Source organism: Siccibacter colletis (genome assembly GCF_000696575.1).
GTDB classification, from domain to species: Bacteria; Pseudomonadota; Gammaproteobacteria; order Enterobacterales; family Enterobacteriaceae; genus Siccibacter; species Siccibacter colletis.
On sequence record NZ_JMSQ01000005.1, the window covers coordinates 90,580 to 115,406 of the forward strand.

Below are 24,827 nucleotides of genomic sequence, written 5' to 3' on the forward strand. Positions count from 1 at the left end.
AACTTGTTTTGATAAATTTTTGATAACCATACAAATTCTAATAATAAAAAACGGGAACCATCAGGCTCCCGTTCAGATGCAACCTGAAGTTCGGATTACATGTTTTCGATGATAGCGTCGCCAAACTCTGAACATTTCAGCAGCTTAGCGCCATCCATCAGGCGTTCGAAATCGTAGGTCACGGTCTTGTTGTTGATCGCGCCTTCCATCCCTTTAACAATCAGGTCTGCAGCTTCGAACCACTCCATGTGACGCAGCATCATTTCCGCGGAAAGGATGATGGAGCCTGGGTTCACTTTGTCCTGACCGGCGTATTTCGGTGCAGTACCGTGGGTCGCTTCGAACAGGGCGCACTCGTCGCCGATGTTCGCGCCCGGTGCGATACCGATGCCGCCAACCTGCGCTGCCAGGGCGTCAGAGATGTAGTCGCCGTTGAGGTTCATACAGGCGATCACGTCATACTCCGCCGGACGCAGCAGGATCTGCTGCAGGAAGGCGTCAGCAATCACGTCTTTTACGACAATCTCTTTCCCGGTGTTCGGGTTTTTGATGGTCATCCACGGGCCGCCGTCGATTAGCTCGCCGCCGAACTCCTCTTTCGCCAGCTGGTAACCCCAGTCTTTGAAAGCGCCTTCGGTGAACTTCATGATGTTGCCTTTGTGAACCAGGGTCACGGAGTCACGGTCGTTGGTGATCGCATACTCGATGGCCGCACGCACCAGGCGCTTGGTCCCCTCTTCAGAGCACGGCTTGATGCCGATACCACAGTGTTCCGGGAAGCGGATCTTCTTCACGCCCATTTCGTCGCGCAGGAATTTGATCACTTTCTCCGCCTCGGCAGAGTCGGCTTTCCACTCGATACCGGCGTAGATGTCTTCGGAGTTCTCACGGAAGATAACCATGTCGGTCAGTTCCGGGTGCTTAACCGGGCTTGGGGTGCCCTGGTAGTAACGTACCGGGCGCAGGCAGACGTACAGGTCCAGCTCCTGACGCAGCGCAACGTTCAGAGAACGAATACCGCCGCCGACCGGGGTGGTCAGTGGGCCTTTAATAGCAACGCGGTAGTCGCGGATCAGATCGAGGGTTTCAGCAGGCAGCCAGACGTCCTGGCCGTAAACGTGAGTGGATTTCTCACCGGTGAAAATTTCCATCCAGGAAATCTTACGCTCGCCCTTATAGGCTTTCTCAACGGCGGCATCCACCACTTTCAGCATCGCCGGGGTCACGTCCACGCCGATACCATCACCTTCAATGAAAGGGATAATCGGATTATTCGGAACGTTGAGCTTGCCGTTTTGCAGGGTGATCTTACTACCTTCCGCCGGAACAACTACTTTGCTTTCCATTCACCTCTCCTTCGAGCGCTTCTGATTATGATGCCTGTCATATTCACGCCGTAGATGCTTTGGCCTCTCGGCTACCCCGTACCGGAGCCGGGATTCGTCTCGTGCCGCCGTCCTGCAACGCGAATTATTCAGCGCATATTTTGTTAATGAATTGTAATGAGCCTGTCGATACTACCTTAAACTTTGCAACCATGCCAGGCAGTCGTGATTCCGCTATAATGCGGCAATCCCCACTGACTGAAAATAGTATGCCTGGAACTTCTTTTAGAAATCACCGCGTTAAGCGATTCAGCTCACGACAAGATACCGCCCGCCGCCGCGACACCGGGCCGAAACGGCTGGTGCTGTTCAATAAACCCTACGATGTGCTGCCGCAGTTCACCGACGAGGCCGGGCGCGCCACGCTGAAAGACTACATTCCGGTGGCCGGGGTGTATGCCGCCGGGCGGCTCGACCGCGACAGCGAGGGGCTACTGGTGCTCACTAACGACGGCGCGTTACAGGCGACGCTTACCCAGCCGGGGAAACGCACCGGAAAAATCTACTATGTGCAGGTGGAAGGCGAGCCGACGCCGGAGGCGCTGGCGGCCCTGCGCAGCGGGGTGACGCTTAACGACGGGCCAACGCTGCCGGCCGGGATAGAGCGGGTCGAAGAGCCTTCATGGCTGTGGCCGCGCCAACCGCCGGTGCGCGAGCGCAAATCCATTCCCACCGCCTGGCTCAAAATCACCCTGTACGAGGGGCGCAACCGCCAGGTGCGACGCATGACGGCGCACGTCGGCTTCCCTACCCTGCGCCTGATCCGCTACGCAATGGGCCCCTATACCCTCGACAATCTCGCCAGCGGCGAGTGGCGCGATGTCCCGCTAACCAAGGAGTAATGATGTTTAAACCGCATGTCACCGTCGCCTGCGTGGTGCACGCTGCCGGTAAGTTTCTGGTGGTGGAAGAGACCGTTAACGGCAAAGCGACCTGGAACCAGCCCGCCGGGCATCTGGAAGCGGACGAAACGCTGGTCGAGGCCGCGAGCCGCGAGCTGTATGAAGAGACCGGCATTGTCGCTGTGCCTGACACCTTTGTGCGCATGCACCAGTGGATTGCGCCGGACCGCACGCCGTTCCTGCGCTTTCTGTTCGCCATCGATCTCGATGCTGAGTGCGACACCACGCCTCACGACAGCGATATCGACCGCTGTTTATGGGTCAGCGCCGACGAGATCCTGAACGCCGGCAACCTGCGCTCGCCGCTGGTGGCGGAGAGCATTCGCTGCTGGCAGGAGGGGACGCGCTATCCGCTGTCGGTCATCGGGGCATTTAACTGGTCGCCGGGCGGGGCATAACATCACGCCTTTACTGATTTGTTACGCCGCGAAATAATTAACGGCAGCTTAACATGCTGCCGCTCATCGCTCCCCTGAACGCTTTCCTTCCTTTCTGCCTCGCTCTCCCGCGCGCCCTGCTACCAGGATGCAAAAACCCCCTTTTTTATGCCAGCCACTGTGCTTTGCATGGAATTAAAGAACAAAAAATAAACGCCGATAGAGCATTGACCAGGAGGCGCTACGTGAAGGGACAGTGATGATAGTTTGTGGTTGATCCTGAGGAGCCGTGATGGCCAGACAATCCGTACAAAAAAAGATGAGTACCCGCACACAGATGCTGCTGACCGGCGCCTTAACCATCACGCTGGGGTTTGTGGTGACCATCGGCGTGCTGAGCTGGCAGTCCAGCAGTGAACAGAAATCGCTGGCAGAAAACTATCTGCAGCAGATAGCGCAGAGCGAGGCGCTGAAGATTCAGCAGGAGTTAAATTACGCGCGCGACGTGGCGCATAACCTCGGCCACAGCCTGGCGGCGCTGCCCCGCGCGGGCGTAACCGACCGTAAGGTCGTCGATACGCTGCTGGAAGGCGCACTGCGCGATAATCCGGATTACCTCTCCGTCTCGGTTATCTTCGAAGAAAATGCCTTTGACGGGCAGGATGCGGCGTTCGACGGGCAGCCAGGCCAGGCACCAAAAGGCCGGTACGCCTTCTTCGTTGACAGCGACAAGGCGGGTAATTATCAGCTTCATCCGCTACTCTCATACACCACGCCAGGCCAGGGCGACTACTACCTCGTGCCGCAAAAAAGCATGAAAGATACGCTGATCGAGCCTTACAGCTACAGCTATAACGGCGTGCCTACCCTGCTCACCTCGGTGGCTGCCCCCATCGTGACCGACAACAAGCTGCAGGCGGTGGTGACCTCAGATATCTCCCTGGCCCTGCTGCAGCAAAAAGTGAACCAGATTAAACCCTGGGAAGGCACCGGCTACGCCATGTTGCTCTCTACTACCGGGAAGGTGATCTCTTACCCTGATAAATCCCTGACCAGTAAGCCCTTTACTGGGGAGACCGGCGGCTATAGCGCGAACGTCATGGAACAGAACGACCCGATCCTCGGCGAAGAGGCGTTAGTCACCTGGCAACCCATCAGCATTGGTAACAGCACCGACAAATGGTATCTGGGCATCGTGGCCCCGGTCAGTCAGGTCATGGCAGCCGCCAACCGACAGCTGATGAACGCCATTGTGCTGATGGTGGTGAGCATTCTGCTGGTGAGCGCGCTGCTGGGCATCGTCTTTAGCCGCAAAGTGCTGAAACCGCTCGGTGGAGAACCGCTGCACGCCGCGACTATCGCCCTAGCGGTGGCCGACGGCAAGCTGGATAACGCGATTGCGGTTAAATCGGGGGATCGCGGCAGCCTGTTTTATGCGCTTCACACCATGCAGGTGCAGCTGCGCGGGATCGTCGGGCAGATTAAAGAAGCCAGTGACTCCGTGCGCCAGGGGGCAGGCGAGATCGTGAGCGGCAATATCAACCTCTCCTCGCGCACCGAGCAGCAGGCGGCAGCGCTGGAGCAGACCGCGGCCAGCATGGAGCAGATCAGCGCCACCGTGAAGCACAACGCCACCAACGCGCATCATGCGACCGAGCTCACCGCTAACGCCACGCAGATTGCCAGCCGCGGCGAAGCGCTGGTCGGCCAGGTAGTGCAGACAATGGCGCAGATTAACGACAGCGCGAAGAAGATCGGTGATATCACCACCATGATCAACAGCATTGCGTTCCAGACCAACATCCTGGCGCTCAACGCCGCGGTGGAAGCGGCACGGGCCGGGGAACAGGGCCGCGGCTTCGCGGTGGTGGCCAGCGAAGTGCGAAGCCTGGCCCAGCGCAGTGCCAATGCGGTGAAAGAGATCGCCGGGTTGATTGAGGAGTCGAGCCAGCGCGTGGAAAACGGCGTGCAGCTGGTGAATGATGCCGGGAAAACCATGCAGGAGATGACGCAGGCGGTGAATTCGGTGCAGACCATTATTGGTGAAATCGTCAGCGCGTCCGATGAACAGTCGAAGGGCATCAGTCAGGTGACGATTGCCGTCAACGAGATGGATGGCGTTACCCAGCAGAACGCCGCTTTGGTGCAGCAGATGGCCGCCGCCGCCACCTCGCTCGAAGAACAAGCCCAGCAGCTGGCGCAAACCGTCGAGCAGTTCAGCCTCGACGAACGCGCCGCGTAAACCAGTAACGGGACGCAGCCGCGCCCCGCTCACCCTGCCCGTCACATCCAGACGGGCAGGCCTGTTTTTTGCCGTTCGCGCCTTTTCTGCATGCCGGAGGGAAAACCCGGCGCGCTCGGGGGTGTTTGCGCCGCCAGTGCGTGATAGAATACGCCGCCTTGTTGTTCAATGCGTGAGTATTCCATGTCAGAAAGCCCAAAAAAAGTGATCGTCGGCATGTCCGGCGGTGTCGATTCCTCCGTTTCCGCTTACCTGCTGCAACAGCAGGGTTATAAGGTGGAAGGCCTGTTCATGAAGAACTGGGAAGAGGACGACGGCGAGGAATATTGTACTGCCGCCGAGGATCTTGCCGATGCGCAGGCCGTGTGCGATAAGCTCGGCATTGAACTGCACACCGTCAATTTCGCCGCAGAGTACTGGGATAACGTCTTCGAGCACTTCCTGGAAGAGTACAAAGCCGGCCGCACGCCGAACCCGGATATTCTGTGCAACAAAGAGATCAAATTTAAAGCCTTCCTTGAATTTGCCGCCGAAGATCTCGGTGCCGACTTCATCGCCACCGGCCACTACGTGCGCCGCGCTGACGTCGACGGCAAAAGCCGCCTGCTGCGCGGGCTGGATGGCAATAAAGACCAGAGCTACTTCCTCTATACCCTGAGCCACGAGCAGATTGCCCAGAGCCTGTTCCCGGTAGGCGAGCTGGAAAAACCGGAGGTGCGCCGCATCGCCGAACAGCTCGATCTGGTCACCGCGAAGAAAAAAGACTCCACCGGCATCTGCTTCATTGGCGAGCGCAAATTCCGCGACTTCCTGGGCCGCTACCTCCCTGCCCAGCCGGGTAAAATCATCACCGTTGACGGTGAAACCATCGGCGAGCATCAGGGGCTGATGTACCATACCCTCGGCCAGCGTAAAGGGCTGGGTATCGGCGGCACCAAAGAGGGCAGCGACGATCCGTGGTACGTGGTGGACAAAGACGTTGAAAACAACGTGCTTATCGTCGCGCAGGGTCACGATCATCCGCGTCTGATGTCGGTCGGGCTGATTGCCCAGCAGCTGCACTGGGTGGATCGTGAAAACTGGAAAGCGGAAAAACGCTGCACGGTGAAAACCCGCTATCGCCAGACCGATATTCCCTGCACCGTTACCCCGCTGGGCGACGACCGCATTGAAGTGCGTTTCGACGAGCCGGTTGCCGCGGTGACGCCGGGCCAGTCTGCGGTGTTCTACGACGGTGATGTCTGCCTCGGCGGCGGCATCATCGAGCAGCGTATCGCGCTGCCGGCATAACGGATTCTCTATTTTACCTTTTGGCTCGCCGTCGCCCTGCGACGGTTTACGAGCGCGGTCAGAACAAGGAGTTGGCGTGGCGAAGAACTATTATGACATCACCCTGGCGCTGGCGGGCATCTGCCAGTCGGCCCGTCTGGTGCAGGAGCTGGCGCATCAGGGTCACTGCGATACCGAAGCGCTGCACGTGTCGCTGCAGAGCGTCATCGATCAGAACCCTGACTCCACGCTCGGGGTGTTTGGCGGTCGCGAAGCCAACCTGAAACTCGGTCTGGAGACCCTGCTCGGCGTGCTCAACGCCGGCAACCGCCAGGGGCTGAACGCCGAGCTGACGCGCTATACCCTGAGCCTGATGGTGCTGGAGCGTAAGCTCGCCGGCACAAAGGGTGCTATGGATACCCTCGGCAGCAGCATCAGCGGCCTGCACCGTCAGCTCGACCATTTCGATCTTGAATCTGATACCCTGCTCAGCGCGATGGCCGGTATTTATGTTGACGTCATCAGCCCGCTCGGCCCGCGCATTCAGGTCACCGGCTCACCGGCCGTGCTGCAAAGCCCGCAGGTGCAGGCCAAAGTACGCGCCACGCTGCTGGCCGGTATCCGCGCCGCGGTGCTCTGGCAGCAGGTCGGCGGTGGCCGCTTCCAGCTTATGTTTTCCCGTAGCCGCCTGACCGCTCAGGCAAAAAATATTCTCGCTCATTGTTAACCTCCCGGAGTTGTGACTATGGAATTATCCTCCCTGACCGCCGTTTCCCCTGTCGATGGACGCTACGGCGATAAAGTCAGCCCGCTGCGCGCTATCTTCAGCGAATTTGGCCTGCTGAAATTCCGCGTACAGGTGGAAGTACGCTGGCTGCAAAAGCTGGCCGCGCACGCAGCAATCAAGGAAGTTCCTGCTTTTGCCAAAGAAGCAAACGATTACCTGGATGCCATCGTGGCGAACTTCAGTGAAGAAGACGCCGCGCGTATCAAAACCATCGAGCGCACCACCAACCACGACGTCAAAGCGGTGGAGTACTTCCTGAAGGAGAAAGTGGCGGCGGTGCCTGAGCTGCACGCGGTCACCGAATTCATCCACTTCGCCTGCACCTCCGAAGATATCAACAACCTCTCCCACGCCCTGATGCTGCAGACCGCGCGTACCGACGTGATCCTGCCGTACTGGCGCAAGCTGATTGACGGCGTGAAGGATCTGGCACACCAGTACCGCGACATCCCGCTGCTTTCGCGCACCCACGGCCAGCCGGCAACCCCGTCTACTATGGGTAAAGAGATGGCGAACGTGGCGTACCGTATGGAGCGCCAGTATCGTCAGCTCGGCCAGGTGGAGATCCTCGGTAAAATCAACGGCGCGGTCGGAAACTACAACGCCCATATGGTCGCCTACCCGGAAGTGGACTGGCACCAGTTCAGCGAAGAGTTCGTCACCTCACTTGGCATTCAGTGGAACCCGTACACCACCCAGATTGAGCCGCACGACTACATTGCCGAGCTGTTTGACTGCATGGCGCGCTTCAACACTATCCTCATTGACTTCGACCGCGACGTCTGGGGTTACATCGCGCTGAACCACTTCAAACAGAAAACCATCGCCGGGGAGATCGGCTCCTCCACCATGCCGCACAAGGTGAACCCGATTGACTTCGAAAACTCCGAAGGCAACCTCGGCCTGGCGAACGCGATGCTGCAACACCTGGCGAGCAAGCTGCCGGTTTCCCGCTGGCAGCGCGACCTCACCGACTCCACCGTGCTGCGTAACCTCGGCGTCGGTGTCGGCTACGCGCTGATCGCCTACCAGTCCACCCTGAAAGGCGTGAGCAAACTGGAAGTGAACCGCGATCGCCTGCTGGACGAGCTGGATCACAACTGGGAAGTGCTGGCTGAGCCGATCCAGACGGTGATGCGCCGCTACGGCATCGAAAAGCCGTACGAGAAGCTGAAAGAGCTGACCCGCGGTAAGCGCGTCGATGCCGACGGCATGAAGCAGTTTATCGACGGTCTGGCGCTGCCGGAGGAGGAGAAAACCCGCCTTAAAGCGATGACCCCGGCAAATTACATCGGTCGCGCCATTCAGATGGTTGACGATCTGAAGTAATGCCCTGCCCCCTTGCCGCCCGGCAAGGGGGTTTCCCCGCCGCACCGCCCCACGGTTTAACTAATGTTTATCCCTTCGCTACCATAATTCGCGTTAAACTATTCAGGCCGTAAATTTATGAAGAGGAAGCGTCATGCGCGTGCTGGTCGTCGAGGATAATGCCCTGCTGCGTCACCATCTGAAGGTGCAACTGCAGGAGCTGGGTCATCAGGTCGATGCGGCCGAAGATGCCAGAGAAGCCGACTACTTCTTAAACGAGCACACCCCCGATATTGCGATTGTTGACCTTGGCCTGCCGGATGAGGATGGCCTGTCGCTGATCCGCCGCTGGCGCAGCCACGATGTGGGTCTGCCGGTGCTGGTGCTTACCGCGCGCGAAGGCTGGCAGGATAAGGTGGAAGTGCTGGGCGCGGGGGCTGATGATTACGTCACCAAGCCGTTCCACATTGAAGAGGTGATGGCGCGGATGCAGGCGCTGATGCGTCGCAACAGCGGCCTGGCCTCGCAGGTGATCTCCCTGCCGCCGTTCCAGGTGGATCTCTCGCGCCGCGAGTTCTCGGTCAATGAAGAGTTGATCAAGCTGACCGCCTTTGAGTACACCATCATCGAAACCCTGATCCGCAACGCCGGAAAAGTGGTGAGCAAGGATTCACTGATGCTGCAGCTCTATCCCGACGCCGAGCTGCGCGAAAGCCATACCATTGACGTACTGATGGGCCGCCTGCGCAAGAAAATCCAGGCGCTGTATCCGGATGAGGTGATCAACACCGTACGCGGTCAGGGCTACCGCTTCGACCTGCCGAAATGAAACGCCTGATGCGCCACTTCTTCCCGCTCTCGCTGCGGGTCCGCTTCCTGCTGGCCACCGCCGCGGTGGTGCTGGTGCTGTCACTGGCCTACGGGCTGGTGGCGCTGGTGGGTTACAGCGTCAGCTTCGACAAAACCACCTTCCGTCTGCTGCGCGGCGAGAGCAATCTCTGGTACACCCTGTCAAGCTGGGAAAATGGCAAAATCAGCGTCGATTTGCCGGAAAACCTCGATCTGCAAAGCCCCACCATCACGCTTATCTATAACGAAAAGGGCCAGCTGATGTGGTCCCAGCGTCAGGTGCCGTGGCTGGTTAAACAGATCCGTCCCGACTGGCTCACCGCCAACGGCTTCCACGAGCTGGAGGCGAAATACACCACCAGCCGCCAGCTCGTGGGCAATAACCACCCGGTGCAGGAGCAGCTGAGCGATTTCCACGAAGAGGACACCGACTACGAGATGACCCACTCGGTCGCGGTGAATCTCTACCCCGCCACACCGCGCATGCCGGCGCTGACCGTGGTGGTGGTGGATACTATCCCGGTCGAGCTGAAACGCTCCTATATGGTGTGGAACTGGTTTATATACGTGCTGATTGCCAACCTGCTGCTGGTCCTGCCTCTGCTGTGGCTGGCGGCCTGGTGGAGCCTGCGCCCCATCGCGGCGCTGGCGCGGGAAGTGCGCGAGCTGGAGGAGCATCACCGCGAACAGCTTAACCCGGCAACGACCCGGGAGCTGACCAGCCTGGTGCGCAACCTCAATCGCCTGCTGAAAAGCGAGCGCGAGCGCTACGACAAATACCGCACCACCCTCACCGACCTGACCCACAGCCTGAAAACGCCGCTGGCGGTGTTGCAGAGTACCCTGCGTTCGATGCGTACCAGCAAGCTGAGCGTTGAGCAGGCCGAACCGGTAATGCTGGAGCAGATAAGCCGTATTTCCCAGCAGATCGGTTACTTCCTCAACCGCGCCAGCATGCGCAGCGGCAGCATGATGCTGAGCCGGGAAGTGCACGCCGTCGGGCCACTGCTCGACAGCCTGACCTCGGCGCTGAACAAGGTATACCAGCGCAAGGGCGTGGACATCACCCTCGACATTTCGCCGGAGATTATTTTCGTCGGTGAGCAGAACGACTTTATGGAAGTGCTGGGTAATGTGCTGGATAACGCCTGTAAATACTGTCTGGAGTTTGTTGAAGTCAGCGCCCGCCCGGATGGCGAAGCGCTGATCCTGATCGTGGAAGACGACGGCCCCGGCATTCCGGAGAGCAAGCGCTCGCTGATCTTCGATCGCGGCCAGCGCGCCGACACCCTGCGCCCCGGCCAGGGCGTGGGTCTGTCGGTGGCGCGCGATATCGTTGCCCAGTACGGCGGGCATATCACCATCGGCGAAAGTCCGCTCGGCGGCGCGCGCATGGAGATCCTGTTTGGCCGCCAGCGTCCGGCCGGGGATGCGCTGTAGTCCTTCCTTGTGCTGTTTTATCCAGCAGGTGCGCCCGTAGCCTGCTTTTTTCCCGCCGCCCGGCACGACAAACGGGGGCGGGAGCGCTAAAATAGTGATTTGTTAGCTAGTTAACCTGCTGCCGGACACCCTCCTATGGATTACCACTTAGATATAAACTGGCCCGATTTTATTGAGCGCTACTGGCAGAAACGCCCGGTGGTGCTTAAACGCGGCTTCAAGAATTTCGTCGATCCGATCTCTCCGGATGAGCTGGCGGGTCTGGCAATGGAAAACGAGGTGGACAGCCGCCTGGTAAGCCATCAGGACGGCAAATGGCAGGTCGGCCACGGCCCGTTTGAGAGCTACGATCACCTGGGTGAGAACAACTGGTCACTGCTGGTGCAGGCGGTGGATCACTGGCATGAGCCGACCGCCGAGCTGATGCGGCCGTTCCGCGCCCTGCCGGACTGGCGCATCGACGATCTGATGATCTCCTTCTCGGTGCCGGGCGGCGGCGTCGGCCCGCATCTGGACCAGTATGACGTGTTTATCATTCAGGGCACCGGCCGTCGCCGCTGGCGCGTGGGGGAAAAGGTGCCGATGAAGCAGCACTGCCCGCACCCGGATCTGCTGCAGGTTGACCCCTTCGACGGCATCATTGACGAAGAAATGGAGCCGGGCGACATCCTCTATATTCCGCCAGGATTCCCGCATGAAGGCTATTCGCTGGAAAACTCGCTCAACTACTCGGTGGGCTTCCGCGCCCCCAGCGGCCGCGAGCTGATCAGCGGCTTTGCCGATTACGTGCTGCAGCGCGAGCTGGGCAGCCATCGCTACGCTGACCCGGACGTGCCGGCGCGTGAGCATCCGGCGGATATCGTGCCCGCCGAGCTGGACAAGCTGCGCGGCATGATGCTGGGCCTGATCAACGATCCGGAGCACTTCAATCAGTGGTTTGGAGAGTTTATCAGCCAGTCGCGTCATGAACTGGACGTGGCGCCGCCGGAGCCGCCGTACCAGCCGGATGAGATCTACGATGCGCTGAAACAGGGCGATTCGCTGGTACGCCTGGGTGGTCTGCGCGTGCTGCGCGTGGGCGATGCGGTGTTCGCTAACGGCGAGAAGATTGAGTCTCCGCACCGTCCGGCGCTGGAAGCGCTGGCCAGCAGCATGACGCTGAGCGGTGACAGCTTCGGCGATGCGCTTGACGATCCGTCGTTCCTCGCCATGCTGGCCGCACTGGTGAACAGCGGCTACTGGTATTTTGCCGACTGAGTGACGAGCATAAAAAAACCGCGCCGGGCGCGGTTTTTTTTGGTCGGCGGGTTTACTGCTCCGCCGTCAGCTCGGCGATACGCACAATTACCTGCACCGCCTTCTCCATCCCCTCCAGCGTCACAAACTCGTGCTTGCCGTGGTAGTTGTAGCCGCCGGTAAAGATGTTCGGGCACGGCAGGCCTTTGAACGAGAGCTGCGCCCCGTCGGTACCGCCGCGGATCGGCTTCATCACCGGCTCAATATCGCAGTCGATCATCGCCTGACGCGCGATATCGATGATGTGCGGGTGCTCAGCCACCTGCTCGCGCATGTTGTAGTAGCTGTCCTCAATCACCAGCTCAATATAGCAGTCCGGGTGCAGCCCTTTGCCAACCTTTTTAGCGATCTCCATCATGGTGCGTTTGCGCGCTTCGAAATTTTCGCGGTCAAAATCGCGAATGATATAGTGCATTTCGGCGCGATCGACGCTGCCTTTGATGCCGTGCAGATGGTAGAAGCCTTCGTAACCTTCGGTGCACTCCGGCGATTCGCTGGCCGGTACTTCGGCGTGGATACGCGCCGCCAGCGACAGGGCATTCACCATCACCCCTTTGGCGCTGCCGGGATGCACGTTGTTGCCGACGATTTTGATGGTCACCGACGCGGCGTTGAAGTTTTCAAACTCCAGCTCGCCGACGCCACCGCCGTCCACGGTATAAGCCCACTCGGCGTTAAACGCGCCAACGTCAAAGTGCAGCGCCCCTTTGCCGACTTCTTCATCCGGGGTAAAGGCGACGCGAATATCACCGTGGGGAATGTTTTCCTGTTTCATCACCGCCAGCGCGGTCATGATTTCCGCGACCCCCGCTTTATCATCAGCCCCGAGCAGGGTTTTGCCGTCGGTGGTGATCAGCGTCTGCCCGGTCAACTGGTGCAGCACCGGGAACATCACCGGGGATAACACCTCGTCGCCCATGCCCAGCGCGATATCACCGCCGCGATAGTTTTCAACAATTTGCGGATTGACGTTTTTACCGGTGAAGTCCGGCGCGGTATCCACATGGGAGATAAAGCCGATCGTCGGTACCGGTTTGGCGATATTGGACGGCAGCGTGCCCATCACCGTGCCGTGCTCGCTCAGGGTAACGTCCACCAGCCCCAGCTCAGTCAGCTGAGACTGCAGCAGGCGCAGCAGCTTCCATTGCCCTTCGGTGCTCGGCACCTGTTTCACGCCCGGTCTCGACTGGGTATCCAGCGAGACATAGGTTAAGAATCGCTCTAATAATTTATCCATACCGTCACCCCTGTTAATGTCACAACATTATCAATATGTTGTCTGAATCAAATATTGCGTCAGGTCACTTTACGTCGGCGCATGGATGAAATAAACCTGCCAGAAAATGACATAACGCCGGTCCCGAGCCGATCGCGTGCAGTGATAACCGTAGCGCATGAATAAATGGTTACAAGCATTGGCGATTTTGGCGCTTTGCCGTAGAATGCCTGCCCTTAATCAATGTGCCAGACCCAAAGGTGGTTCATCACAAACCCCGCATCCGATAAGCCATCCGATGCGTCAGTTACGGGACAGAGTAAAAAATTGAATACACAACCGCGTTCGCTTTCACCGCTGGTGCAACTGGCGGGGATCGGTAAAAGTTTTGATGGCAAAACGGTGATTTCCGATTTATCCCTGACCATCAATAACGGCGAATTCCTTACCCTTCTCGGCCCCTCCGGCTGCGGCAAAACCACGGTATTACGCCTGATTGCCGGTCTTGAGAATGTTGATACCGGCACGATCCACCTTGATAGCCAGGATATCACCGACGTTCCCGCCGAACATCGCCACGTCAACACGGTCTTCCAGAGCTACGCCCTGTTCCCGCACATGACGGTTTTTGAAAACGTCGCCTTCGGCCTGCGCATGCAGAAAACGCCGGCGGCAGAGATCGCCCCGCGTGTCACCGATGCCTTAAGAATGGTGCAGCTTGAAGAATTTGCCCAGCGCAAACCGCATCAGCTCTCCGGCGGGCAGCAGCAGCGCGTGGCGATTGCCCGCGCGGTGGTCAACAAGCCGCGCCTGTTGTTGCTGGATGAATCCCTGTCCGCGCTCGACTACAAGCTGCGTAAGCAGATGCAGAACGAGCTGAAAGCGCTGCAGCGCAAGCTCGGTATCACCTTCGTGTTTGTTACTCACGATCAGGAAGAAGCGCTGACCATGTCTGACCGCATCGTGGTGATGCGTAACGGGCGCATTGAGCAGGATGGCACCCCGCGTGAAATTTACGAGGAGCCGGAAAACCTGTTCGTGGCAAGCTTCATCGGCGAGATCAATATTTTCGACGCGACCGTGATTGAGCGTATCGACGCCGAGCGGGTGCGGGCCAACGTCGAAGGGCGCGAGTGCAATATCTACGTCAACTTCCCGGTGGAAGCGGGCCAGCAGCTGAAGGTGCTGCTGCGTCCGGAAGATCTGCGCGTGGAGGAGATCAACGACGTGCGCGATGTCGAAGGACTGATTGGTTACGTGCGCGAGCGCAACTATAAAGGCATGACGCTGGAGTCGGTGGTCGAGCTGGAAAACGGCAAGATGGTGATGGTCAGCGAGTTCTTTAACGAAGACGATCCTGACTTTGACCACTCGCTGGACCAGAAAATGGCGGTTACCTGGGTTGAGAGCTGGGAGGTGGTGCTCACCGATGAAGAGCTCGCGTAAATTTCAGAACCTGGTGATCGCCACCATCGTCGGCTGGCTGGTGCTGTTCGTCTTTCTGCCGAACCTGATGATCATCGGCACCAGCTTCCTCACCCGCGACGACGCGAACTTTGTCAGCCTGGTGTTTACCCTGGAGAACTACGCGCGTCTGCTTGACCCGCTCTACTTCCAGGTGCTGCTGCACTCGCTCAACATGGCGCTGATCGCCACCCTCGCCTGCCTGGCGCTGGGCTATCCGTTCGCCTGGTTCCTGGCGCGGTTACCGCAGAAGGTGCGCCCGCTGTTGCTGTTCCTGCTGATTGTGCCGTTCTGGACCAACTCGCTGATCCGCATCTACGGGCTGAAGATCTTTCTCAGCACCAAAGGGTACATGAACGAGTTTCTGCTCTGGACCGGGCTTATCGACACGCCGATCCGCATCATGTATACCCCGTCGGCGGTGATTATCGGGCTGGTCTATATTCTGCTGCCGTTTATGGTGATGCCGCTCTACTCCAGCATTGAGAAGCTTGATAAACCGCTGCTGGAAGCGGCGCGGGACCTGGGTGCCAGCAAGCTGCAGACGTTTATCCGCATCATTATTCCGCTTACCATGCCGGGCATTATCGCCGGCTGTCTGCTGGTGATGCTCCCGGCGATGGGGCTGTTCTTTGTCTCCGACCTGATGGGCGGCGCGAAAAATCTGCTGATCGGCAACGTCATCAAGAGCCAGTTCCTGAATATTCGCGACTGGCCGTTCGGCTCTGCCACCAGCATCACGCTGACGCTGGTGATGGGCCTGATGCTGCTGGTGTACTGGCGCGCCGCGCGGCTACTTAACAAGAAGGTGGAGCTGGAATGATCGGGCGGCTTCTTCGCGGCGGCTTTATGACCGCCATCTACGCTTACCTGTACATCCCAATCATTATTCTGATTGTGAACTCGTTCAACGGCTCGCGCTTCGGCATTAACTGGCAGGGCTTTACCACCAAATGGTACAGCCTGCTGATGAACAACGACAGCCTGCTGCAGGCCGCGCGCCACTCGCTGACCATGGCGGTATTCTCGGCGACGTTCGCCACGCTGATTGGCTCGCTCACGGCGGTGGCGCTCTACCGTTACCGCTTCCGCGGCAAGCCGTTTGTCAGCGGGATGCTGTTCGTGGTGATGATGTCGCCGGACATCGTGATGGCCATCTCGCTGCTGGTGCTGTTTATGCTGCTCGGGATTCAGCTCGGCTTCTGGTCGCTGCTGTTCTCGCACATCACGTTCTGCCTGCCGTTTGTGGTGGTCACCGTTTACTCGAGGCTGAAAGGGTTTGACGTGCGCATGCTGGAAGCGGCAAAGGATCTGGGTGCCAGCGAAATCACCATTCTGCGCAAAATCATTCTGCCGCTCGCCATGCCGGCGGTGGCGGCCGGCTGGGTGCTGAGCTTTACCCTGTCGATGGACGACGTGGTGGTCTCGTCGTTTGTTACCGGGCCGAGCTATGAAATTCTGCCGTTGAAGATCTACTCGATGGTGAAAGTCGGCGTCTCGCCTGAGGTGAACGCGCTGGCAACCATTCTGCTGCTTCTCTCGCTGGTTCTGGTGCTTGCCAGCCAGCTTATCCTTCGCGATAACACCAAAACTCAGGGGACGTTTAAATGAAAAAATGGTCACGCCACCTGCTTGCTGCCGGCGCGCTGGCGCTGGGCGTCAGCGCAGCACATGCCGACGACGGCAAAACCCTCTACTTCTACAACTGGACCGAGTATGTGCCGCCGGGCCTGCTGGAGCAGTTCACCAAAGAGACCGGCATCAAGGTGATCTATTCGACCTACGAGTCGAATGAAACCATGTACGCCAAGCTGAAAACCTACAAGGAAGGCGCGTACGATCTGGTGGTGCCGTCCACCTACTTTGTCGACAAGATGCGCAAAGAGGGGATGATTCAGAAGATCGATAAGCGCACGCTGACCAACTTCCACAATCTCGACCCGGCGATGCTCAACAAGCCGTTCGACCCGAACAATGACTATTCCATCCCGTACATCTGGGGTGCGACCGCCATCGGCGTTAACAGCGAAGAGATCGATCCGAAAACCATCACCAGCTGGGCTGACCTGTGGAAGCCGGATTACAAAAGCAGCCTGCTGCTGACCGATGACGCGCGCGAAGTGTTCCAGATGGCGCTGCGCAAACTCGGCTACTCCGGTAACACTACCGATGCGAAAGAGATCGAGGCGGCGTATCACGAGCTGCAAAAGCTGATGCCAAACGTGGCGGCCTTCAACTCCGATAACCCGGCTAACCCGTATATGGAAGGGGAAGTGAATCTGGGAATGGTGTGGAACGGTTCCGCGTGGGTGGCCCGTCAGGCCGGTACACCGCTTGAGGTGGTCTGGCCGAAAGAAGGCGGTATCTTCTGGATGGACAGCCTGTCGATCCCGGCCAATGCGAAAAACGTGGATGGCGCCCTGAAGCTGATCAACTTCCTGCTGCGTCCGGACGTGGCAAAACAGGTAGCGGAAACCATCGGCTACCCGACGCCTAACCTCGCAGCGCGCAAGCTGTTAAGCCCGGACGTCGCCAACGATAAGTCACTCTACCCGGATGCGGCAACTATCGAGAAAGGCGAATGGCAGAACGACGTCGGCGACGCCAGCGCGATCTATGAGTCGTACTACCAGAAGCTGAAAGCGGGACGATAAAACCGCAGCGGCGGGTGAGCATGCTTGCCCGCCCTGGGGTTTAACTGATGTAACAGAACGGCGGGCATCCGCCGTTTGCTGTTTATGGTGTCGCTGTCAGGATTTGCCCCCTTCCCTCACCCTGCTCCCTCAGTAATGCCTTTCGTCAAATTCACCTGGTAGTTTTTAGGCCTGATATACCTTGCCTGAGTTATACGCATGCGTTAGCCCAGAAATAAATGTTATAACCCGTTGCACAAGGCATTTATGTGTAATCGGAGCATTACAAGCTCGGGTATTTCCCGTCTTCATCAACCAAAAAGATTTGCGACAGGTACCAGGAATTATTGTCTCTGAACAACTGATATTCATAAACGGGTGAGTAATATTGTTTTGATAATCTGGTCGTCACAACAGCATTATCGCCGGTGATTTTTGTCGACAGGATCTTTTCCTGCTCAGGGTCATGAGAGGACTCGGAACCAAACGCAATGGGTTCGCCTGCGAAATCCGGTGCGGTGTATTTTTTCAGCAGTTCATTCCAGCTCTTCTGCGCAAGCGGCATAATATCTTTCCCGTCGCGGGTCTGGCTTTGCTGGAAAGTCTGGTCATTCCAGATCTTATAATCATGCTGGAAGGCCATCACGACCTGTTCCGGTGTGTTTGCCAATATCTCTCCCGCCCTGAATAAACTCACGCTTAACAGAATTAATTGAATCAATACTCGCTGCACAGTTCACTCACTTACCGGTAATATTTTTTTCAGTTTCCCCGGGTGGTGGGCTGAAGTCAACGAACCAGTCGCCATAGCCAACCAAAGAAATGTTCATTTGCGGATAATGGCAGATAGCGTTGTGAAACAGGGCAGTATCTTCAGAATGACCACTTACCCTGATTTGTAGATATTAGCGTTCCAGTAACCATGACCCTGCTGACCACAGGCTTTCCAGCCCAACGCTATAAGCTGCTTTGCAATCAGTCGATTCATCACCCCGTGCCCCATCAGCAGCACGGGCCCGTTTGATAGCTCTACAGATGTTACGAGAATGTCCGCAGCCTAAACGGCGCGTTGTTTCGCTATTCCCTGGGGCTCGGCATTACGGGAAAAGCCACAAAGCCACATAATGCGGAACAAAGCAGCCCAGAGCGTGGGGGATAATTTCATACCGGGCAGGTGGAATATCGGCAGGCCCGCTTCTCTGAAAACGTCATCAATAAGGTCAGGCTTACGCCCTAATGCGCTCAGGGAAGAGAGTGCCCTGGGGAGCGGGCTACTGATAATATTTAATGCGCTTGAGGCTAATAATCTACTGGTGTCGGGTGGTATATCGCTGCCGGTATCCGAACAATCGTATTGTGCGATCCAGTCGGCCATTTCACGACAGCTTACTCTCGCCGATTTGCTAAAGGCGGGCTTTCCATGACGCATCAAAATAATTTCCATACTGCACTTCTTTCTGTGTAATCCTCAAGATGCAGGGAGACTAACGTAAATACGTCAGGGTGTTCTACCACCATATTTAGGGTTGATCGCACAAATTGAGTCAGGCGTAATGTGTCAGCGATTTCGTTTAAACGCTTTACACACCACACCCGGGTGAATGTCGGCTTTGTGCCAGAAGCGGACGTTGCTAACACTTGAATGTACTCATTCGCGTGGCCCGGTCAGCGCAATATGGCAACCTAAGGCGCTGTCGTGACATCAGCTTGTAAAGTAGTATGTGTTCTTCTGCTGTTCACACTTTGGATACTCAATGACATTGCAAGCGACTTGGCTTGAACAGCCTAAGCCCGGTGATGAAAGGGAAGGTGTTTCGATCATCGACGTCAATCCCTTTGGCGCTAATGGAGAAAAGGATCGACGACTGTTAATTAGTAAGGGCGGTGAGCCCATTGTGATTTTACAGTTATATATACGTGCCGACGAGGATGGCTGGCTGATTTCCAGCGCCTTTTGTGATTTCCTACTGAATGAATCCCAGGTGGCAATCATTTGTGGCGACCACTTTCATGTTGTTGAGATGAGCACACACTCGTTCAGAAGCCATCCATTAGGTGATTACGTTGGCCATATTTATTCAGTTCCTGACATCCATTCTGACAGGCTACATAATCGGGTTCTGGTCACCACTTACTGCCACGTTTTTCTGATGGATATTGATGCGGGCATTCTCTGGAAATCTAGGCAGTGCGCCATTGATGGCGTGATCATTACATCGATAGAGAATGATACGGTGCTGGGCCTGGGAGAGTGGGACCCGCCAGGGGGTTGGGAACCTTTTAAGCTCGATCTTAAAACGGGCATCCCGATTTGAAGAAGGGGGCCCCTCACAGTCTTCGGCCGGCGCGGACGTTGCATTCCAGCAATTATTGCCTTAAGAGTTAATGTTCGATTGTGATGAGGACAAACACTATGCTCCTGGAGGCGCTAAAAAGACTTGAATGCTCTCTTCATAGCAGCAGGCGGAAAGATCGGGTATGGCTTGAACAGATACTCCACGAAAGATTTAGCGAAATAACACGCTCAGGTGTAGTCGTTGATCGTACTCAGACTATTGAAGCGCTTTTAAGCGAAGATAATGTTCCGGCTATTCTTAGTCGTGATTACCGGCTTATCAGCGTTGGAAATAATTTCGCAATATTGCACTACAGAACTGTTAATCCAGATGGCAGTCGTGCAACCCTACGTTCTTCATACTGGGAATTTTCTGCGAACGGGCAATGGAAATTGGTATTCCACCAGGGAACGCCAGAGGCAGGGAGCGTATAGATGCCAGATACAATGTCCGCTCCTCGCTCACAACAGCCATTCGCATCCTTTTAGCCTCTGAATGTGCAGATAAAAAAGCATTCATTTTTTACCGTTAATTACAGACTTTGCTTCGAGCGTTCGCCATGAGACCTCAGCCGCAGGTCCTATACGCTGATTGCGGCGGTTGGGCGGAGTTTTCCGGCCTGCTGGTTGACGGACTAGCGTGTCGGGGAGCCGCAGGGGGGCTACATGGAGTAATAACAATGGCCGACCAATATGAAAGCAAATTTTTATACATATATTGATATGAAATTCATTTCAGAGTAATTTACAAATCGGATTATAACTGCTGGGTATGTATAATTCGATTAACAAGCTGTAAAGGCATAATTAAAAAATTAATTACGGTGGCCACTTTGAAAAGCATAAACTTACTATCTTTATCTCAGGCACACGATTCCATTAGCTCAGATCAATTCTTAGATCTTAAGCGATATTATAACATTGAGATTAAAAATGCTGAAATTGAGGAGGTTAAGGCACTTTTAGAATCGTTGCGAGCGCTCATCACAAACCCTTGCCTTTTTGATGGCTTCCTTGTGGGTTATAAAATACCACAAATTGGCAAGGAATTTGAGTTATTGAAAGTCAATCGGGATGCTGTTATAAACATTGAATTAAAACGCACTAGCACTCCGGAAAAGATAAAGAAACAACTTATCAGGAATCGATATTACCTAAGCTTTATTGGTAAAGAAATTTATGCAATCACTTTTTCATCTGATACTGGGCATTTATACGCTCTTAATCAAGATGATGAACTGGTAGAAATAAGCTCTCTTCAACTATGTGATTTGCTTGAAAAATATGGCACTGAACTCAAGGAAAATATTGATTCTCTTTTTAACCCTTCCGACTACTTAGTATCCCCATTCAACTCAACAGAGAAGTTTTTAAGTGATAAATATTTTTTAACTCATCAACAAGAGGATTTCAAATCACAAATAACAAAACTCATTTTTAATGCGACAAATTCTTGCTTTATTTCAGTGGTAGGGGCTGCCGGAACCGGTAAAACACTGTTGGTTTATGATATTGCTAAATTGCTTTCTGAAGCCGGTAAGAATGTATTATTAGTGCATTGTGGACAATTAAATTCAGGTCACCTCACAATGATAGGTAGAGGCTGGGAAATTATAGAAGTAAAAAATCTGGCTAGTCATGATTTATCGAAACATAATACGATTATCATTGATGAGGTTCAGCGAATTTATGCGCATCAACTAGATGATTTAATCACAAAGGTAACCACCAATAAACAATCATGCATATTTTCATACGACAGGTTGCAGACCTTGGCAACATGGGAAAAAGGCAATGATGAAAAGATTGAGAAAATAAATAACCTTCATTCATTTGAGTTATCTGAAAAAATTAGAACTAACAAAGAAATTGCCAGCTTCATCAAAATGTTGTTTAACAACAATCGAAAAGTGGATTTCCGTAATGCTGGCAATATTGAATTAAATTACTTTAAGAATTTAGATGATGCAAAAAAATACTTGTTGTTTCTTGATAGGGAAGAATGGGAGATTCTTCGTTTTACACCTTCACGACATAATAAAGAATACCATCAGCAATACTCTAGTTATTACCATCAATCAGCTCATCGTGTCATTGGACAGGAATTTGATAATGTGGTTGTTACTATTGATCGTCATTTTGAATATCATGTGAATGGGAATCTTATCTATTCGGGGTATGGATATTATAATGCATTAAAAATGCTTTTCCAAAATATCACCAGGACTCGAAAAAAACTTAAATTGATAATTATTGATAATTATTGATAATTATTGATAATTATTGATAATGAAGCTTTACTAAAAAAATGTATATCCATTTTATCTTAGATATCAAATTAAGGCTATCTAAATTAAATGCAGGCTTAAACATCATGCTTATTTTTATTAAATTTTTACATGAAAGTCTATTTTGAAAACGGAAAAAGTTGTTTGAAGGGGGCATTACATTTTTGCCATTGGACCCTAAATAGCTGCACCTAATACCGCTACACTTGTCATTCATGGGCATCTGCCGGGCACTTTTGAACGTATCATAGCAAGTCTGATGTAGCGCTACATGGCAGAGCAAATTCACCACGCCCTTGTCTCACAGGGGCTGGCCAAAAGTGGAGCACTATTCCGGGCAGCTATTTAGCTGGCAGGTCTGGAACGCTAAATGGGCTGTCGGAGCTAACCAGCCCTGCAGGCCGAGGAGCCGGATGGCCATCAAATGATCGGTATTCTTGAATTTGAATCTTCTGCCAGGTAAAGCAAGCCAACACAGTCAATAGTGATAAGTGTATTGTTCGGCCGGCCCTTAAATTGGCTTCGCAGTCGAGGTGACGTTAATGACGCTCACCCGCTTCACCTTTAAGAGACCGGCTTCACGAAAAGAGGGTAACCTAGGCCGTTAATCATACTCCTCGTCATCGTTTGTTTCGTCATCCTGATCACCGTAGAAGTCGTTGTCATTTTCAGACAACTGAGAGGCCTTGATGACTTCTTCAGCACCAACATCCTGAAGCGTGCTATCGAGAGTGTCCAGATCTTCCGTCGCCTGTTGGAATTTTTCATTCACTTCAGCAGTAGGAATTTTGCCTTCGGCTAGGTCTTCCAGCGTCTGGATTGCGATATCAACGCCAGGCGTATCTTCCTTCACGCGCAGCGCTTCCTCACCCAGCGGGATGTCATCCAAAGGTATCGTACGCGTGCTATCGATGTCGATACCACGCTCATCCTCCAGTCTGATACGCGCAGCATTATTGATGCCGTCAGCGATATCAATGAACTCCTCAGCGGTGTCTTTCAACGCTTGGGCCCGCTCCAGTGCATCATCAATGTCTTGCGTTGTTACGTCACTCATGGCTATCACCTTTTCAAAATGCGAGGCGACATGCCCCGCTGAAAAGAGAGTAGTTCATCTCTAATTATTAAATCAAGTTAAAAATAAAATTCATTATCTTGATTTATTTTAACTTTTAATTTGTATTTTTAAATCAACTTATTGTTTTTTTGCTTTAAAAAATTTTTTATAAGTTATTTTTCGTTTGGATATAAAAAGTTGTGATTATTTTTTTGTAATTGGTATCATCTATGATTATGGTTTTATCATCACATTGATGAAAAATGGTCATCTTTAGAAAATTTCGCTAAGGCTGAACGGCATAAAAACTAGCACAAACTCTCATCAAGCTTCTTTTAAGGGACCCTGATGCACCTATCCGAACACAATAAAAACATGTTTTTAACGTTTCTCTCTGGCGTCGCGACACCTTTTCCACACATATACGATGCAGTCAGCGAACAGTTGCTCCTACTTATTCTTAAAGCCCGGCAATTGAATGAAGATCCTGAGTACAGCAAATGGTTTGCTGAGCAGCATCAGGTACTTACAATGCTGCAAGCCCAGAGTGAAAAAATTAGCAAAATTTATACACAGAACAGTCTGGTGCTTAGTTTTAAGGAGCCCAAGCAAGACAGCCTCATTGATGCACTTATATTCATGTATCAAATTTATAAAGGTTTTGATGAGGGCAAGGTCAGTCTTAAGACATGGGGAGAGATGAACCGGCAGCCATCAGAGCAGGGGTTTCGCTTTGCGGAGCAAAACAAACTCTGGGAAGAATTTATTCATGATGATATGTTTGCCATCCTGACAGAGGGGCCGACACATTGCCCGCCAATTTCTCCACAGGCAAGAAAAGGCTACTGCCATCAGGATCTTTCCATCGCGCACTCATGCAGTAACGAGCTGCTTTCCCGATTAAATAATTTTCATAAGATTGATTCGCTACCGATACTCGCTGATGCAATTTACAACTTAATTACTTTCTTTCGTCATGCGAGGACTGCTGTTCCCGACTGCCTGTCCGAATTTGAAAAAGTGTACAGAGAAATCCTGGTAGGAGAAAGGCGGGAAAGCAATGTTTTCAAAAACATTATCAAATTAATCAACGATGAAGGGCGTAAGCAGTTCATTGAAAGGATCGCTGAACAGTGCGAATCTCAGCACGCCGAATACTTGTTCGGCCAGTTTGTAGGCATCTATGCCTCGGAGATCGCACAGTGGATTGCTGAGCTTCAGATTTATTTTAAAGATGAGCAATCAACGCCATTTGCCTGGGAATTCACAACCGTTGCGGCTGATGCCCGCGCTCTCGCAGAAGAGGAAGAGCAGAAACCGACCATGGAATGGGCGAGCGACTATTGCCAGATTTCAATTAAGCGAGAAACCCTCCTGAAACTCATCCAGACCAATGCCTTGCATGATGCGGTCGACTCTTTGGCTGACTGCCTCTTGCGTATTTATGGTAAGCCTGCCGAAGTGATGTTCAGAGAGAAAGGTACTGCTCCGCCAATCTCCGATACCGAACGTTACGTCTACAATTCGAACAGCTACCATTTTAACAACACTCTTCAAGGCAATTATCAGAAGATCATAGGTATTTTGCAGTCTTTCGAAAAATGGCATGAAAATAATAAAGTGCTTCTGATTAGCCACAAAAAAAAACGTATTGAGCGTATTGATGTCCAGGTTCGGCTGGCTGGGTTGAGATGTTATGACCTTAAAATGGGCGTCCCTGACGGTAATAGATTGAAAATAAAAGACGGTATTTATGATCTGGTAAAAAATGACGCCAGTCTTCGCTTTGAAAACTCCATCAGTGATGTCTCACTTCAGCGGTATCATTCTCAAGTAAAAAAAATCATCGATAAGGACATAGATGATTTGCTGCTGAGCCAACAAAACAATAATTCAAAAAGCCCTTTCAGTGGTGCTCATCATGCTATAAAGCCTCTCTGGAGCAAGTGTGAAATCCTTAAGGGTAAATAAGCATTCCG

Annotated in this window: 22 protein-coding genes; 17 read left to right on the plus strand and 5 right to left on the minus strand. The window is 53.9% G+C overall.

Annotated elements, in window-relative coordinates; all coding sequences use genetic code 11:
- Window positions 1-95: 95 nt before the first annotated feature.
- A complete protein-coding gene (gene icd, locus ET34_RS0104775; protein WP_031519918.1) occupies window positions 96-1,346 on the minus strand; it encodes an NADP-dependent isocitrate dehydrogenase in 1,251 nt (416 codons plus the stop codon).
- A 218-nt stretch (window positions 1,347-1,564) separates the two neighbouring features.
- Here icd and rluE point away from each other — a divergent pair, with 218 nt between their 5' ends.
- From rluE to ET34_RS0104820, 9 genes are all read left to right on the plus strand, one after another.
- A complete protein-coding gene (rluE, locus tag ET34_RS0104780) occupies window positions 1,565-2,227 on the plus strand; it encodes a 23S rRNA pseudouridine(2457) synthase RluE (protein ID WP_031519920.1) in 663 nt (220 codons plus the stop codon).
- Between the two features lie 2 nt (window positions 2,228-2,229).
- Complete coding sequence (locus ET34_RS0104785) at window positions 2,230-2,685, plus strand: NUDIX domain-containing protein (protein ID WP_031519922.1); 456 nt, start codon at window positions 2,230-2,232, stop codon at window positions 2,683-2,685.
- Between the two features lie 271 nt (window positions 2,686-2,956).
- Complete coding sequence (locus tag ET34_RS0104790; protein ID WP_031519924.1) at window positions 2,957-4,906, plus strand: methyl-accepting chemotaxis protein; 1,950 nt, start codon at window positions 2,957-2,959, stop codon at window positions 4,904-4,906.
- Window positions 4,907-5,074: 168 nt separating this feature from the next.
- Entirely contained in the window at window positions 5,075-6,196 is a 1,122-nt protein-coding gene (gene mnmA, locus ET34_RS0104795; RefSeq protein ID WP_330217942.1) for a tRNA 2-thiouridine(34) synthase MnmA, read from the plus strand.
- 76 nt (window positions 6,197-6,272) lie between these two features.
- Entirely contained in the window at window positions 6,273-6,902 is a 630-nt protein-coding gene (gene hflD / locus ET34_RS0104800; RefSeq protein WP_031519927.1) for a high frequency lysogenization protein HflD, read from the plus strand.
- A gap of 18 nt (window positions 6,903-6,920) precedes the next feature.
- A complete protein-coding gene (gene purB / locus ET34_RS0104805; protein WP_031519929.1) occupies window positions 6,921-8,291 on the plus strand; it encodes an adenylosuccinate lyase in 1,371 nt (456 codons plus the stop codon).
- 133 nt (window positions 8,292-8,424) lie between these two features.
- Complete coding sequence (gene phoP, locus ET34_RS0104810) at window positions 8,425-9,099, plus strand: two-component system response regulator PhoP (protein WP_031519931.1); 675 nt, start codon at window positions 8,425-8,427, stop codon at window positions 9,097-9,099.
- A complete protein-coding gene (phoQ, locus tag ET34_RS0104815; protein ID WP_031519933.1) occupies window positions 9,096-10,559 on the plus strand; it encodes a two-component system sensor histidine kinase PhoQ in 1,464 nt (487 codons plus the stop codon). Before phoP ends, phoQ begins: the two co-directional genes overlap by 4 nt.
- A gap of 135 nt (window positions 10,560-10,694) precedes the next feature.
- Window positions 10,695-11,816 carry a ribosomal protein uL16 3-hydroxylase gene (locus ET34_RS0104820; RefSeq protein WP_031519935.1) on the plus strand — a complete coding sequence of 374 codons (1,122 nt, stop codon included), beginning with the start codon at window positions 10,695-10,697 and terminating at the stop codon, window positions 11,814-11,816.
- Between the two features lie 52 nt (window positions 11,817-11,868).
- Here the strand turns inward: ET34_RS0104820 and pepT are convergent, their stop codons facing one another.
- Window positions 11,869-13,092, minus strand: coding sequence for a peptidase T (gene pepT, locus ET34_RS0104825; protein WP_031519936.1), 1,224 nt, complete (start codon window positions 13,090-13,092; stop codon window positions 11,869-11,871).
- 246 nt (window positions 13,093-13,338) lie between these two features.
- On the opposite strand from pepT, the gene potA reads away from it, so the two are divergent.
- The 4 genes from potA to potD are packed head-to-tail and all read left to right on the plus strand — an operon-like array spanning window position 13,339 to window position 17,189.
- Window positions 13,339-14,517, plus strand: a complete 1,179-nt coding sequence (gene potA / locus ET34_RS0104830; protein WP_152548357.1) for a spermidine/putrescine ABC transporter ATP-binding protein PotA — start codon at window positions 13,339-13,341, stop codon at window positions 14,515-14,517.
- The gene (potB, locus tag ET34_RS0104835; protein ID WP_031519940.1) at window positions 14,501-15,358 is read left to right on the plus strand and encodes a spermidine/putrescine ABC transporter permease PotB; all 858 of its coding nucleotides are present in this window, start codon (window positions 14,501-14,503) and stop codon (window positions 15,356-15,358) included. Before potA ends, potB begins: the two co-directional genes overlap by 17 nt.
- Window positions 15,355-16,146, plus strand: a complete 792-nt coding sequence (potC, locus tag ET34_RS0104840; RefSeq protein WP_031519941.1) for a spermidine/putrescine ABC transporter permease PotC — start codon at window positions 15,355-15,357, stop codon at window positions 16,144-16,146. Before potB ends, potC begins: the two co-directional genes overlap by 4 nt.
- Window positions 16,143-17,189, plus strand: coding sequence for a spermidine/putrescine ABC transporter substrate-binding protein PotD (potD, locus tag ET34_RS0104845; RefSeq protein WP_031519943.1), 1,047 nt, complete (start codon window positions 16,143-16,145; stop codon window positions 17,187-17,189). Before potC ends, potD begins: the two co-directional genes overlap by 4 nt.
- A gap of 262 nt (window positions 17,190-17,451) precedes the next feature.
- On the opposite strand, the gene ET34_RS0104850 is transcribed toward potD, so the two are convergent.
- Window positions 17,452-17,838, minus strand: a complete 387-nt coding sequence (locus ET34_RS0104850) for a hypothetical protein (RefSeq protein WP_236633817.1) — start codon at window positions 17,836-17,838, stop codon at window positions 17,452-17,454.
- A gap of 387 nt (window positions 17,839-18,225) precedes the next feature.
- Entirely contained in the window at window positions 18,226-18,612 is a 387-nt protein-coding gene (locus ET34_RS20850; RefSeq protein WP_330217943.1) for a histidine phosphatase family protein, read from the minus strand.
- Window positions 18,613-18,922: 310 nt separating this feature from the next.
- Here ET34_RS20850 and ET34_RS0104860 point away from each other — a divergent pair, with 310 nt between their 5' ends.
- The 3 genes from ET34_RS0104860 (at window position 18,923) to ET34_RS20855 (ending at window position 21,770) form a co-directional block, all read left to right on the plus strand.
- Window positions 18,923-19,483 (plus strand): hypothetical protein, encoded by a 561-nt coding sequence (locus ET34_RS0104860; protein WP_031519946.1) that lies wholly within the window; start codon window positions 18,923-18,925, stop codon window positions 19,481-19,483.
- Window positions 19,484-19,581: 98 nt separating this feature from the next.
- Window positions 19,582-19,938 (plus strand): nuclear transport factor 2 family protein, encoded by a 357-nt coding sequence (locus ET34_RS21565; protein WP_072001964.1) that lies wholly within the window; start codon window positions 19,582-19,584, stop codon window positions 19,936-19,938.
- 398 nt (window positions 19,939-20,336) lie between these two features.
- Window positions 20,337-21,770, plus strand: coding sequence for an ATP-binding protein (locus ET34_RS20855; RefSeq protein WP_051640485.1), 1,434 nt, complete (start codon window positions 20,337-20,339; stop codon window positions 21,768-21,770).
- A 625-nt stretch (window positions 21,771-22,395) separates the two neighbouring features.
- Here ET34_RS20855 and ET34_RS0104870 read toward each other — a convergent pair.
- Window positions 22,396-22,848 (minus strand): hypothetical protein, encoded by a 453-nt coding sequence (locus ET34_RS0104870; RefSeq protein WP_031519947.1) that lies wholly within the window; start codon window positions 22,846-22,848, stop codon window positions 22,396-22,398.
- Between the two features lie 348 nt (window positions 22,849-23,196).
- Between ET34_RS0104870 and ET34_RS0104875 the strand changes: the two genes are divergently transcribed.
- Window positions 23,197-24,819: a hypothetical protein gene (locus ET34_RS0104875; RefSeq protein WP_051640479.1), complete on the plus strand. Its 1,623-nt coding sequence runs from the start codon at window positions 23,197-23,199 to the stop codon at window positions 24,817-24,819.
- Window positions 24,820-24,827: the final 8 nt, after the last annotated feature.